A 13,097-nucleotide genomic window follows, 5' to 3' on the forward strand; every position below is an offset into this window, starting at 1 on the left:
GTCTCCAGCACAGAGGGGAGTCAGCCATGACCACGAACGAACTTTCCGGGCGGCCGCCGATCGTCGACCCGGACACCTGGCAGGCCGCCCGGGACGAGTTGCTGCTCCGGGAGAAGGCGCACACCCGCGAGGGCGATGCGATCGCCGCGGCACGTCGCCGGCTGCCGATGGTCGAGATCGACGGTGGCGTCGAGGTTGTCGGCGCGGGCGGCCCGGTGCCGTTCCGGGAGCTGTTTCAAGGCCGCGCTGAGCTCCTTGTCTACCAGCACATGTGGTACGACGGCGCGCCGCACCAAGGGCAGTGCGAGGGCTGCACGGTGTCGGCCTGGCATCTGCGAGACACCAGTTACCTCAGCGCGCGCGGGGTTTCGTTCGCCGTACTCACCCCTGGCCGGTGGGATGAGGTGGCCCCGTTCGTCGAGTTCATGGGCTACACCCAGCCGTGGTATTCGGTGCGCGACGTGCCGGAGCCGGTCGGCGGCGACATGGGCTGTTTCAGTTGCTTCCTGCGCGACGGCGACCGCGTGTTCCTCACGTATCGCACAACGGGCCGGGGCACCGAGCCGGCCAGCGGGTCGTTCGCCCTGCTCGACATGACGCCGTACGGGCGAGGCGAGGCTTGGCAGGTCAGCCCGGATGGATGGCCCGAGGGTGGAGAGCCTTGCTGGTATTGGCGCGCGGACGCGGACGGCAAGGCGACGTGGGGTGCGACGAGCCGCCCGGTGCCCCAGTGGACCCGTCCAGGAGCAACCCCGGAGACAACTCTCGGCCGAACCGGTGCCCATCACTAGGGACAGAGATCAGCGTCGATTCTGGGCCGGGCCGGGGTGGATCCCGACGCCGTGCGGGTCGGGCGGCCGGCGACCGGCCATCCGCAGTGGTCCGCGACCCCGGCCCGTCACGCTTTTCGCCGCAGGAAGGTGCCCAACGAGCCGCACACGTCGCCAGGTCGACGCGCACCTGGTCCATCCATCCCATTATGCGGCGATCCCGGCCACATTCTGGACATTCTCGAGACCTTGGAGAGTTACGCCCACATGCGAGCCCGAAGTATCCAAGGTCTACAAAACCTCGGCGAAAACGACCACAAAAAGCGCGCGAAAGCCAACGAAATACCCTCTACTATGAACGCTGATCCCAGATTGTGGACCTGCTGCCACGATGTGGGCGCCAGTCCCGCAGAACGAACACGGATCCCACATTGTGGCCTCGCGGGGCGGCGGCGGGCACCGGCTGACGCGGCCCGCCCGGCGCCGGCACCTTGAAGGCAAGGGATAAAAGCGCGTCCTCGCCTCAGATGCCGAGGGGTGCGCTGATCCGCAGGCGCCGGTCCACGGCGGCGACAAGCGGGTCCGCCAGATCGGCGCGGATGCCCTGCACCCATGGATGCAGCGCAGTCAAGAAACCGGCCAGATCCTGCTGAACCGCACCCAGAAGCGCCGGCAGGACATGGCGCGGGATGTCGATGTGTGGTTCGTCTGGATTAAGGGCCGTCCCGGAAGAATGTTGCCCGCCGGTCATCCATACACGGACCACCGGCCCTCGATGCTCGACCAGCGGGTCGGGATCGTGGCCGAGATAGATCACCTCACCGCCGATCACAAGCCGCCAATCGCGCCATTCGTCAAGTCCCACGCAGCAGCCAGGATCGATGACGAAGCCGTCGTCACCTAACCGCAACCCACCGGCCGCGAAGTCCTCGTCGTCGCAGGTCAAATACTTTTCGATCGCCTCGGCGGCGTCCCTCGCGGTGATCGACCGGTCCTCGGCGGTCACGCTATGTGCGATCAACGTCCAGACCACCGTTCCCACCTGCTGCGACGTCGGCATTCGCGGAACCGCCAAATAGAAGTCGGTCTGCTCCGCCGGCCAGAACGGGCAGCCGGCAAACCAGCGCTCCAGCACCGGCGTCATCGTGATCATCGCCCGAGGCTAGCGAGCCAAACGCGACGCCTGCGACCATATTTGGACCGCCCGCACTCCGACGCGGCCTCGGCGCCTACCTGCTCGCCAATCGTGAGACCGCGCGCGCCGAACGACTTTGCTACGGCGCCTCGCGGTGCGCCGCGCCTTGGAACATGAACACCATTTCCGGCCAGCCCGTGTCACGAATCCCGTCGTCGAGCGCCTCGCTGATTGCTCGTTCCTCGTAGTTGAAGTGCGACTCCATGATCGCGGCCAGGCCGTCGAGCTCACGGCGGATGGCCTCGAACGCTGGACCACGGGACCCGGTGCCGCGGCGGGCGAGGTCGGCTACTCGCGACAGCATCGGTGCGATCATCTCGTGGTCCTGGACGAGGTTGGCGACGGTTGCGGCCAGGTCGGAGCGCTCGCGCAGCAGCTCGGCGAACATTCCGGTGTCCTCGCCCCGGTGGTGCGATGTCAGGGCGGCGCAGAAAGCCAGGCAGTGAGTCGCCAGGACGTCGTCGTCCGGTCGGTACGTCGCCGGGTCGGCTCTGAGTTGGCTGATCTGGCGCCGTAGTTCGCGATGTGCCTGCGCCAGCTGCACGCTGAGCGCGACCGCCCGGTCGCGGTCATGGGAAGCCATTGATGGCGGCCCTTCGGTTCCGCACCTCCATGCCTGACGCTGCCCGCCACCGGCACGCGATGCTGCCCTCATCCGATCATGTGCACGGCGCAGCGGCAAACCCGAACGGCAAGCAGCGGGCGGCTCGGCGGCCTCCGGCATGATCTTGGCGGTGAGTGAAGAGACGAAGAAACGGTTTCTGGTACTGCACGACTACGGCATGGGCGGCTTGTGGTGGTGGATCCACGCGCGGTCGGCACGTCAGATCGTGGAGACGTTCGCCGAGGTGGAAATTGTCGATGATCCGCAGACTCTGGCGCGGTACGCCGGCTTCGACCTGACCGAGGTGGACATCGATGCGTCCGTGATGCCGGCCGGCCTGGACGGCTTGCGCGAACAGCGGGACGCCCAACGAGACCAGCCCGGGTTCGGTGCCCTCGCCGGACGAGACGTCGTGTACCTGCGGCGTCCGTGGGACGAGGCGGACGACACGGAACCGTTCGTCTCCTTCGAGGAACTTGGACGGGACGGCCGACGTACGCGCCAGGTTGAGCTGTACCGCGACGGCACCGCGATCCAGACCGGACCTGACGATTGGCCACTCAATCCGCCGAACGATCTCCACGATCCCGAGCTGGCACAGTGGGAAATCGGTCAGGACGAGTTCGAACAAGCCTGGCAAGGAGCGCGAAGCACGTCTTGATCCTGTGCTCGCGTATGGTGCGCGCCATGACGATCGAGGAGCCGCAGGGCGCTGTCATCGAGCGCACATTGGACGAGGCGTACCAGGCGTTCGACGCCGAGCAGTACGGCCGCGCCGGTGACCTGCTGGCGGGCGTGGCCGCCGCGGTGGAGCCCGAGCTGGCCAAGGCGCTCTGGTTCGACGCCGCGTTGTGTGCCCTCCGGATACGGGACTGGGCTGCCTGCCGTGATCGCGGGCTGGAGGCGGTCCGGTTCGTGGAGCGGGGAACGAACGCTCCCGCGTACTGGAACCTTGGTACCGCCGCGACCGCCCTCCGAGATTGGGACCTGGCCCGCGACTGCTGGGTCGGTTTCGGCATGGACCCGATACCCGGCACCGGCCCGATCGACACCGACGGCGGACCCACGTGCATCCGGCTCGACATCGACGAGGTCGTCTGGGCCAGGCGGATCGATCCGGTCCGGGCTCGCGTCCTCAACGTGCCGTTCGACCCGTCGCGCCGCTACGGCGAGATCGTCCTGCACAGTGGTGCCCCGAGCGGTGAACGGGTGCTCGGCGGTGTCGCCTACCCGGTCTTCGACGAACTCGGTCTGTTCGAGGCGTCGGAGCTGGCGACGCTGGCTGTCGTGGTCGCCGCCGAGAAGGCCGACGACATCGAGGATCTCGCGGCGCGGTTCGCGCACGACGGGTACGGCATGGAGATCCTGGAAAGCCGCGTGGACCGCTGCTCCTGCTGCAGTCAGGGCAGGCACGAGAGCGAGCGGGGCCGCTTCGCCGGCGAGCAACCGCTGTACGTCGCCGCACCGGAGGACACCGCCCGGGCAATCCTTGACGGCTGGACCCGGGACCGCCCGCACGAACGTTCCTGGACGGACCTGCGCCGCGCCTGACACCTCAATTCGGCCATGTCAGGCCGGTGCCGGGTTTCGCCGGCGGCTGTGTCCGCAAGGCCATGGATACGCCGGTGACCAAGAGGACGGGCACGAGCAGCCACAGGAGGATGAAGTCTTCCCGCCCGTCGGTTTCCAGGACGGCGAAGAGGCCGGCTGCCGCCACGAGAAGGCCGACGGCCGAGGAACCATAGAACCGCGGTGAGTGTGGCCGCGGCGCGGGCTCGTCGGTGGCGGTCACGCCCGGATTCTGGGCGATCCACTCGAAGGCGACCTCGAGAGGAACCTCGGGTACGCGCAGGTCACCGAACCGCGTCAGGAACGGCACCTGCCTAGACAACCCACGGCCGCGCAGCGCGGACCAGACGACGAAATAGCCCACGGCCACCCCGAGTGCTACCGAACGCCACGGTTGCGGCAGGTCCCCGTTGAGCCAGGTCAGCCATGCGAGTAGCCCGACGACGGGTGGCAGCGGAGACCACGGTGCGAGCCGGTTGTATCGGCGGATCCGCCTGGCGCTCCGCTGGTCCAGGGGAAGCCGCAACGAGGGCTGCCGTCTGAACCGCCACCGGCTCATCGGCACCTCGACCCAATCCGGGTCGGCAGTGCCGTCGGTGATCGCCAACGCGGGAATCCGCACCGAGTCCACCAGAGCTGACGGGACGACGAGATCGGTTCGCTGCATCATGACCGTGCCTTATCTCGTCTCGTCCCGGACGATGCACAGACTAGAACGACGATGACCAAACCTCTACGCGCAGGTCACGCAGCGGCGGGCCGTCGGACGGGCGGCGAGGCGCTCGGGCGGGATCGGGTTTCCGCAGACCTCGCACACCCCGTAGTCGCCGGCATCCAGGCGCTCAACCGCGTCCTGCAGCTCGCTGACGTGCCGGCGGGTGGCCTCCAGGACGGCGGTGAGCTGGGCACGTTCGTACGCGATGGTCTGGCCCTCGGGGTCGTGCTCGTCGTCGGCGTTCGAGCTGCGCGCGGCCTCGAACAGGCTCAGCAGGTCGGCCTCCAGCGTGGCGGCCTCGGCGCGCGCCTCGTCGATCATGCGCGTGAGCAGGTCTCGGGTGGGCTCCATGGGCCCTCGACGCTACCCGGGAAGAGGCGGGCGTCTCATCTGGTTGACATGTCAATCGCGGCGACGCATAGTTGACACGTCAATCAGGGAGGAAGTCATGAGCACAGTTGAGTTCGGCCTCGACACGTTCGGCGACGTGCCGCAGGACGATGCCGGCCGGCCGCTCTCGTACGCCCAGGCGATCCGGCAGGTCGTCGACGAGGCGGTGCTGGCCGACGACCTCGGCATCGACGTGATCGCGCTGGGCGAGCACCACCGCCCGGAGTACTCCGTGTCGACGCCCGAGACGGTGCTCGCCGGGATCGCCACCAAGACCGAGCGGATCAAGCTCGGGTCCGGCGTCACCGTGCTGAGCTCGGACGATCCGGTCCGGGTGTTCCAGCGCTTCGCGACCGTGGACGCCCTGTCGCACGGGCGGGCCCAGGTCATCCTCGGACGCGGCTCGTTCACCGAGTCGTTCCCGCTGTTCGGCTACGACCTGCGCAACTACGACGTGCTGTTCGAGGAGAAGATCAACCTCTTCGCGGAGCTGCTCAAGGAGAAGCCGGTCACGTGGAGCGGCTCGACGCGCGCGGCGCTGGCCGACGCCGACGTGTTCCCCAAGACGGAGTCCGGCAAGCTGGACACGTGGGTCGGCGTGGGCGGCTCACCGCAATCGGTCGTGCGGACCGCGCAGTACGACCTGCCCCTGATGCTGGCCATCATCGGCGGCCCGGCCGAGCGGTTCGAGCCGTATATCGACCTGTACAAGCGGGCGGCCGACCAGCTCGGTACCACCGCGCACCCGGTCGGGATGCACTCGCCGGGGTTCGTGGCCGACACCGACGAGCAGGCCAAGGAAATCTACTTCCCGTACTACAAGGTGATCCGCGACCGGATCGGCAAGCTGCGCGGCTGGCCGCCGGTCAAGCGCTCCGAGTTCGAGTCGGAGATCGAGTACGGCTCCATGTACGTCGGGTCGCCGGAGACGGTCGCCCGCAAGATGGCGGACGCGATCAAGACCCTGGGCGTCGGGCGGTACGACATGATCTACAGCTCGGGCGCGATCCCGGCGAGCCACCGGCTGCACACCGTGGAGCTGTACGGCTCGAAGGTGGTCCCGATGGTCAAGGACATGCTGGCCTGACCGCGCCGCGAGGGCACCAGAACAAGACGAGTAAGTCCTAAGCCGAGTCGGTGGCAGTAGGCGAGTCAGCGACCTGATCACCGTCCGTCCGCCAGCCCTCAGCGCCCCCTCGCATATCCGACATTTCCCGAGATTTATCGGGTCAGCTGGGCCGCTGGACGGGCGGGCTCGGCGCGCGGCGCTTCCATTCCGTGAGACGGGCGACCGCCTGCTGAGACCCGCGTCCGCATCATGGACCCACCGTCCACGATGCGGGACCGACGTCCATTGTAGAGAATGCTTTTGTCACGTAACGAGGCTTTCGCCCGGCAGGTTTTATCGGCCGAATGTGAACCTTGGAGAGTTATGGCTCGTATGTGGGCGCAACTCTCCAAGGTTCACAAAAATCCATGATGTTACCGCGGTGTCCACATAACGGGACCTCCCAGCCCCGAACGGATCACCACAGCGCCGGCAACACCGCGCAACTGCCACACCATGACCAGGTCACTCACCGCCCTCGACTAATAAGGGCTGCGAACAACGACTCAGCATCTCGCGCAGCACGCTCTGCGTCTCGGCGGGACGCTCGCGCCACGGCTGGTGGCCGGCGCCGTGGATGGGGTGGACGCCGGAACTCGGGACCGCGGCGGCCAGCTCGGCGACGGTCCGGCCGGGGCGCGGGTCCTCGTCGCCGTGGATGAACCAGCAGGGCATGGTCAGCCCCCGTGCCCCGGCCAGCATGTCGGCGTCGGGCCAGCGCCGGGTCTCGGCCGTGAGCGCGCGGTTCGCGGTCCAGTTGATGGTCTCGCCGCCGCGCGCGTCGGCCAGCGCCCACCGCCACCCGTCGTGGGGGTCGGCGTAGTCGGTGAACCAGGACAGCGCCCGGAACTCGACTTCCTCGGCCGGCGAACGCGCGGCCTGAGCGTCGAGGGCGGCCAGGCGTTGCCGCTGCGATGCGGTCATCCGACGGGACTGTTCCCTCGCGTAACCGGTGCGCCAGTCGCCGACACCCACCCCGCTCACGTACGCCATGGCCAGCGTGCGCCGCGGGTGGGCCAGGGCGTACGCGAAGGCCAGCGTCGCCCCGAAGGAGTGACCGGCGACCACCCACGCGTCGTGGCCCCAATGCCGGCGCAGTGCCTCGATGTCCGCCACGTATCGCGCGATCGTGTGTGCCGGCGACGGGTCTGAGCCGCCGCAGCCGCGCTGGTCGAAACGATGCACGACGGTCACCGGGTCGAGCAGGCGTGCGAGCGGTGCGAGGTAGTCCCACAAGCCTGGGCCGCCGTGGAGCACGAGCACCGGTGGGAGCCGCGCCGGCGTTCCCGTCGTCCACGTACGAAGGCGTACCCCGTCGTCGACCCCGACCATCCGCACGCCACCAGTGTCCCTTAACGGGCACGGGATCCTGCAATAAGGTCGTCGGCATGCCCCTCGACATCCCCTCGATCCGGTCGTCCTATCCCGCCCTCGCCGAGGGCTTCGCGCACTTCGACGGCGCCGGCGGGACCCAGCCCGTGGAAGCGGCGATCACCGCCATCGCGCACGCCATGCGCACCGCCGTGTCCAACCGGGGTACGGCCTTCCCGTCCGCGCGCCGCTCCGGTGAGATCGTCGACGCCGCTCGCCGCGCGGTCGCCGACCTCGTCGACGGTGATGCCGGCGGGGTCGTCTTCGGGCCCAGCGCGACCGCCCTGACGTACCTGGTCGCCCGCACTTTGGCGCAGAGCTGGGGTCCCGGCGACGAGGTGGTCGTCTCCCGGCTCGACCACGACGCCAACGTGCGGCCGTGGGTCCAGGCGGCGGCCTCGGCGGGCGCGACCGTGCGCTGGGCCGACGTCGATCCGGCCACCGGCGAACTGCCGGTCGGGCAATACCACGGGCTGGTCACCGACCGTACGCGGCTTGTCGCCGTCACCGCCGCGAGCAACGCCATCGGCACCGTGCCCGCGGTCCGCGAGATCGCCGCGATCGCGCACGCGGCCGGCGCGCTGACCTATGTGGACGGTGTGCACGCCACCGCGCACCGGCCCGTCGACGTGACCGACCTGGGTGCCGACTTCTACGTGACGAGCGCGTACAAATGGTCCGGCCCGCATTACGCCGCCGTCGTCGCCGCGCCCGCGCTGTGGGAGACGATGCGGCCGGTCAAGCTGGTTCCGTCGCCGGAGCGGGTGCCGGACCGCTTCGAGTACGGGACGCTCAGCTTCGAACTGCTCGCCGGGCTGACCGCGGCCGTGGACCATCTCGCGGGTCTCGCCGGGCTGCCGGGTGGCTCGCGCCGCGATCGGCTGGTGGCGAGCATGGCGGCCGTCACGGCGTACGAGATGGGGCTGCTGGAACGCCTCGCCGCCGGTCTCGCGTCGATCGAGACCGTGACCGTGTGTGCCGCGCCGGCCGACCGCTGCCCGACGATCTCGTTCCGGGTGGCCGGCCAGACCCCGGCCGACACCGCCCGCATCCTCGGTGAGCAGGGGATCTGCGTGTCCAACGGCGACTATTACGCGGTCGAGTATTTCGCGGCGGCCGGTCTGCGCGACACCGGCGGTGCGGTCCGGGCGGCGATCTACCACTACAACACCGAGGACGAGGTCGACCGGCTGCTGGAGGCCATCGGCAAACTCTAGAATCCTTGCACAATCCTCCCGCGTACGGGATTTTCCTGCGGTCCCGTGCTGCACTGGGGGGCATGTCGCTGGACGAGTTGACCGCGCTGCTGGACAAGCATGCCCGCCCCGACTGGCGCACCCCGGTCGACGGGTTGCTGATCAGCCGGGTCGACCGGCCGGCCCCGCCGTCGGCGTCGATGTCCGGGACCGTGCTGGCGGTGATCGCACGCGGTGAGAAGCGGCTTGCGCTTGGTGACCGGGTGTATTCGTACGGGCCGGGTCAGTATCTTGTCGCCTCGGTCGACATGCCGGTCACCGGGGAGTTCCTCGGACCGGCCCTCGGGCTCGGCCTCACCCTGGACCCGTCGGTGATCGCCGACCTGTTGCTGCACGCCGGGCCGTTCCCGCGGTCCGGCGGGGTGGCGCCGTCCGGGATAGCGGTCAGCGACGCGACGCCGGAGCTCCTCGACGCGCTGGTCCGGCTGCTGCGCCTGCTCGATCAGCCGCGCGACCGGCCCGTCCTCGCCCCGATGGTGATCCGGGAGATCCTGTGGCGGCTGATCACGGGGGAGCAGGGCGATGTCGTACGCCAGCTGGGGCTCGCCGACAGCAGCCTGGCCCATGTGGCGCGCGCCGTGCGCTGGATCCGGGAGCACTACACGCGGCCGTTCCAGGTCGCCGACGTGGCCCGGGTCGCGGGCATGAGCGAGTCGGCGTTCTACCGCAATTTCCAGGCGGTGACGGCGATGAGCCCGATCCAGTTCCAGAAGCAGATCCGGCTGCAGCACGCCCGGTTGCTGCTGGCGGCGTCACCCGGCGACGTCGCCGGCGTCGGGCACCGGGTCGGATATGACAGCCCGTCACAGTTCAGCCGCGAGTACCGCCGCCAGTTCGGGGCGCCACCGCGCGCGGACGCGCTGCGCCTGCGGGATGTGTCGGCCGGGGCGGCGCTGCCCTGACCGGTAAGGGTGGAACCGGTTTGATCGGGAGCTGCCGGGTAATGCCCGCTCCATGCGCGTAGTGATAGTGGGAGCCACCGGGGACGCCGGGGCCGCCCTGCTGCGCCGCCTGTGGGCCGAGGCGGATCTCGACCTCGTGGGGGTGGCGCGGCGGATCCCGGAGCCGGTCGGCATCCGGCGGGACGTCGAATGGCATGCGATCGACCTCGTGGCGGAGGCGGCCGCGGATCGGCTGGCCGATGTCTTCCGGGGTGCCGACGCGGTGGTCAACATGGCCTGGCGGGTGCAGCCCAGCCACGATGCCCGGCGGTTGTTCCGGACGAACGTCCTGGGAAGTAGAGAGATCGCCCGCGCCGCCGTCGCCGCCGGGGTGGGCTCGCTGGTGCAGGCGTCGTCGGTGGGTGTCTACTCGCCCGGGCCCAAGGACGGGTTCGTCACCGAGCGTTATCCGCGCCGGGGTGTGCTGAGGTCGTCGTACAGCCGGCACCGGGCGCTCGTCGAGCGGATGCTCGATCAGGTCGGGTCCGACTACCCGGGGTTGCGAGTGGTGCGGGTGCGGCCGGCGCTGATCTTCGACCGGACCGCGGGCGCTCGCATCGGCCGGACTTTCGCCGGGCGGCTGTTGCGTCACCGGCGCATCCCGCTGGTCCCGGCGCATCGACGGCTGCGGCTTCAGGCGGTGCACGCGGACGACGTCTCCGAGGCGTACGCGCGAATCCTGCGCACCGATGTGCGAGGCGCCTTCAATCTGGCGGCCGACCCGGTGCTGGATTCGCGAGTTTTCGGGGAGTTCTTCCACGGCGTACGGGTACCGCTGCCCGCGCCGGCACTTGTCGGAGCGGCCGCACTGAGCTGGTGGTCCCGGTTGCAGCCGATCGACGCCGGGTGGGTGCACCTGGCCCTGGAGGCGCCGCTGGTGGCGACCGACCGGGCCGCCACGGAACTGGGCTGGAATCCGCGGCGGGACGCGGTGGCGGCGCTGCGCGAGATGGTCGCCGCGGTGGGCGAGCCGCGCTCCGAAGATCCCGACCGGTCCGGCGGTGTCCGGCACCGAACCTGAGGCTGCTACCCCACCGGCGGCCGGCGTCGCGACCGGTCCTGGTGATCACCCATCGCCACGTGAGCGCGGCGAAGGAAGCATGATGGGGGAGTGAACTTCCGCTCGATCTACCAGCACGGGTTCGCGCGCGTCGCCGCGTGCACCGGACACACCGTCCTCGCCGATCCGCACGCCAACGCCGCCGCCATCGAGAACACGGCCCGCCGCCTGCACGAGGAGGGCGTCGCGGTCGCCGTCTTCCCGGAACTGGGCCTGGCCGGCTACTCGATCGAGGACCTGCACCTGCAGGACGTCGTGCTGGACGACGTGGCGGCCGCCCTCGACAACCTGACGAAAGCCACCGAAGCGCTGATGACCGTTCTGGTGGTCGGCGCTCCGCTGCGGCACCGCAACCGCGTCTACAACTGCGCGGTGGTCATCCACGGCGGCGCGATCCTCGGTGTCGCCCCCAAGTCGTACCTGCCGAACTACCGCGAGTTCTACGAGAAGCGCTGGTTCGCAGCCGGCGACCAGGAGCGCGGCGGCAGCATCGAGCTGGGCGGCCGGAGCGTCCCGTTCGGCCCCGATCTGCTGTTCCCCGCGACCGACGTGCCCGGCCTGGTGCTGTTCGCCGAGGTGTGCGAGGACATGTGGGTGCCGATCCCGCCGAGCGCCGAGGCCGCGCTGGCCGGCGCGACGGTGCTGACCAACATGTCAGGCAGCCCGATCACTATCGGCCGGGCCGAGGACCGCAGCATGCTGGCCCGCTCGGCCTCGGCGCGCTGCCTGGCGGCCTATGTGTACGCGGCGGCGGGGCTGGGCGAGTCGACGACGGATCTGTCCTGGGACGGGCAGACGATGATCTACGAGAACGGGGTGCTGCTCGCCGAGTCGGAGCGCTTCCCGGACGGCGACCGCGAGGCGATCGCCGACGTCGACCTGGATCTGCTGCGCCAGGAACGGCTCCGGATGGGCTCGTTCGACGACAACCGGCGCACGCACTCGGGGCGTACCGGGAACTTCCGCGAGGTGCCCTTCCGCCTGAACCCACCGCGGACCGACCTCGGGTTGCGGCGGCGGGTCGAGCGCTTCCCGTTCGTGCCGGCCGACAAGCAAAAGCTCGACCTCGACCTGTACGAGGCGTACAACATCCAGGTCTCCGGGTTGCAGCAGCGGCTCGACGCGATCGGCAAACCGAAGGTGGTCATCGGCGTCTCCGGCGGCCTGGACTCGACGCAGGCGCTGATCGTGGCCGCCCGCGCGATGGACCGGGCCGGCCGCCCCCGCAGTGACATCCTGGCGTTCACGCTGCCGGGCTTCGCCACGAGTTCGCAGACCAAGGCCAACGCGCACCGGCTGATGGACGCGCTCGGCGTCACCAAGGAGGAGCTGGACATCACGCCCACCGCGAAGCTGATGCTCAGCGAGATCGGGCACCCGTTCTCCAGGGGCGAGGAGGTGTACGACACGACCTTCGAGAACGTCCAGGCCGGACTCCGTACGGACTACCTGTTCCGGATCGCGAACCAGCGCGGCGGCATCGTGCTCGGCACCGGCGACCTGTCCGAGCTGGCGCTGGGCTGGAGCACGTACGGCGTGGGCGACCAGATGAGCCACTACAACGTCAACGCGGGCGTGCCGAAAACGTTGATGCAGCACCTGATCCGCTGGGTGGTGAGCACCGGCCAGTTCGACGACGAGGTGGGCGAGACGCTGACCGCGATCCTCGGCACCGAGATCAGCCCGGAACTCGTCCCGGGCGCCGAACTGCAGTCGACCGAGTCGCTGATCGGCCCGTACGCGCTGCACGACTTCACGTTGTTCCACATTCTCCGGTACGGGATGCGCCCGTCGAAGATCGCGTTCCTGGCCTGGCACGCGTGGCGCGACGCGGCCGAGGGCGTGTGGCCGCCGAACTTCCCGCCCGACCGGCGCCATGCCTACGACCTGCCGGAGATCCGCCGGTGGCTGACCGTCTTCAGCCAGCGGTTCTTCGCGTTCGCCCAGTTCAAGCGGTCGGCCATGCCGAACGGCCCGAAGGTGGCGGCGGGCGGTTCGCTGTCGCCGCGCGGCGACTGGCGGGCGCCCTCGGACGGCAACGCGAACGTCTGGCTGCGCGACCTGGCGCGTTTCGACTGAGACGTGCCCGCACAGGTAGACGAGACCACCGGACACTCC

At 69.5% G+C, this 13,097-nt stretch carries 13 protein-coding genes; 8 read left to right on the top strand and 5 right to left on the bottom strand.

The annotated features are described in order from the left end of the window. Positions 1-26 precede the first annotated feature (26 nt). Positions 27-791 carry a DUF899 family protein gene (locus HH310_RS38035; protein WP_169180604.1) on the top strand — a complete coding sequence of 255 codons (765 nt, stop codon included), beginning with the start codon at positions 27-29 and terminating at the stop codon, positions 789-791. 502 nt (positions 792-1,293) lie between these two features. On the opposite strand, the gene HH310_RS38040 is transcribed toward HH310_RS38035, so the two are convergent. Together HH310_RS38040 and HH310_RS38045 are read right to left on the bottom strand one after the other, a co-directional pair. Further along, on the bottom strand, positions 1,294-1,923 hold the full coding sequence (locus HH310_RS38040; protein WP_169180605.1) for a hypothetical protein: 630 nt from the start codon (positions 1,921-1,923) through the stop codon (positions 1,294-1,296). Between the two features lie 121 nt (positions 1,924-2,044). Then, positions 2,045-2,548 (bottom strand): hemerythrin domain-containing protein, encoded by a 504-nt coding sequence (locus HH310_RS38045; protein ID WP_169180606.1) that lies wholly within the window; start codon positions 2,546-2,548, stop codon positions 2,045-2,047. A gap of 151 nt (positions 2,549-2,699) precedes the next feature. Between HH310_RS38045 and HH310_RS38050 the strand changes: the two genes are divergently transcribed. Both HH310_RS38050 and HH310_RS38055 read left to right on the top strand, forming a co-directional pair. Further along, a complete protein-coding gene (locus tag HH310_RS38050) occupies positions 2,700-3,230 on the top strand; it encodes a hypothetical protein (protein WP_312034593.1) in 531 nt (176 codons plus the stop codon). A gap of 26 nt (positions 3,231-3,256) precedes the next feature. Continuing rightward, entirely contained in the window at positions 3,257-4,120 is an 864-nt protein-coding gene (locus tag HH310_RS38055) for a tetratricopeptide repeat protein (protein WP_169180607.1), read from the top strand. A gap of 4 nt (positions 4,121-4,124) precedes the next feature. Here HH310_RS38055 and HH310_RS38060 read toward each other — a convergent pair whose 3' ends face one another. Both HH310_RS38060 and HH310_RS38065 read right to left on the bottom strand, forming a co-directional pair. Beyond that, positions 4,125-4,745, bottom strand: coding sequence for a hypothetical protein (locus HH310_RS38060; protein WP_169180608.1), 621 nt, complete (start codon positions 4,743-4,745; stop codon positions 4,125-4,127). A 126-nt stretch (positions 4,746-4,871) separates the two neighbouring features. Further along, positions 4,872-5,204: a TraR/DksA C4-type zinc finger protein gene (locus HH310_RS38065; RefSeq protein ID WP_211193139.1), complete on the bottom strand. Its 333-nt coding sequence runs from the start codon at positions 5,202-5,204 to the stop codon at positions 4,872-4,874. A 97-nt stretch (positions 5,205-5,301) separates the two neighbouring features. Here HH310_RS38065 and HH310_RS38070 point away from each other — a divergent pair, with 97 nt between their 5' ends. After that, positions 5,302-6,330, top strand: a complete 1,029-nt coding sequence (locus tag HH310_RS38070; RefSeq protein WP_169180609.1) for an LLM class flavin-dependent oxidoreductase — start codon at positions 5,302-5,304, stop codon at positions 6,328-6,330. Between the two features lie 486 nt (positions 6,331-6,816). Here HH310_RS38070 and HH310_RS38075 read toward each other — a convergent pair whose 3' ends face one another. Then, positions 6,817-7,683, bottom strand: coding sequence for an alpha/beta fold hydrolase (locus HH310_RS38075; RefSeq protein ID WP_248294831.1), 867 nt, complete (start codon positions 7,681-7,683; stop codon positions 6,817-6,819). 56 nt (positions 7,684-7,739) lie between these two features. On the opposite strand from HH310_RS38075, the gene HH310_RS38080 reads away from it, so the two are divergent. The 4 genes from HH310_RS38080 (at position 7,740) to HH310_RS38095 (ending at position 13,058) form a co-directional block, all read left to right on the top strand. After that, positions 7,740-8,939: a cysteine desulfurase-like protein gene (locus HH310_RS38080; RefSeq protein WP_169180611.1), complete on the top strand. Its 1,200-nt coding sequence runs from the start codon at positions 7,740-7,742 to the stop codon at positions 8,937-8,939. A 62-nt stretch (positions 8,940-9,001) separates the two neighbouring features. Further along, the gene (locus HH310_RS38085) at positions 9,002-9,880 is read left to right on the top strand and encodes an AraC family transcriptional regulator (protein WP_169180612.1); all 879 of its coding nucleotides are present in this window, start codon (positions 9,002-9,004) and stop codon (positions 9,878-9,880) included. 52 nt (positions 9,881-9,932) lie between these two features. Further along, positions 9,933-10,940 (top strand): NAD-dependent epimerase/dehydratase family protein, encoded by a 1,008-nt coding sequence (locus HH310_RS38090; protein ID WP_169180613.1) that lies wholly within the window; start codon positions 9,933-9,935, stop codon positions 10,938-10,940. Between the two features lie 90 nt (positions 10,941-11,030). Further along, on the top strand, positions 11,031-13,058 hold the full coding sequence (locus HH310_RS38095; protein WP_169180614.1) for an NAD(+) synthase: 2,028 nt from the start codon (positions 11,031-11,033) through the stop codon (positions 13,056-13,058). Positions 13,059-13,097: the final 39 nt, after the last annotated feature.

It is taken from the genome of Actinoplanes sp. TBRC 11911, assembly GCF_012933445.1.
Classification (GTDB): Bacteria; Actinomycetota; Actinomycetes; order Mycobacteriales; family Micromonosporaceae; genus Actinoplanes.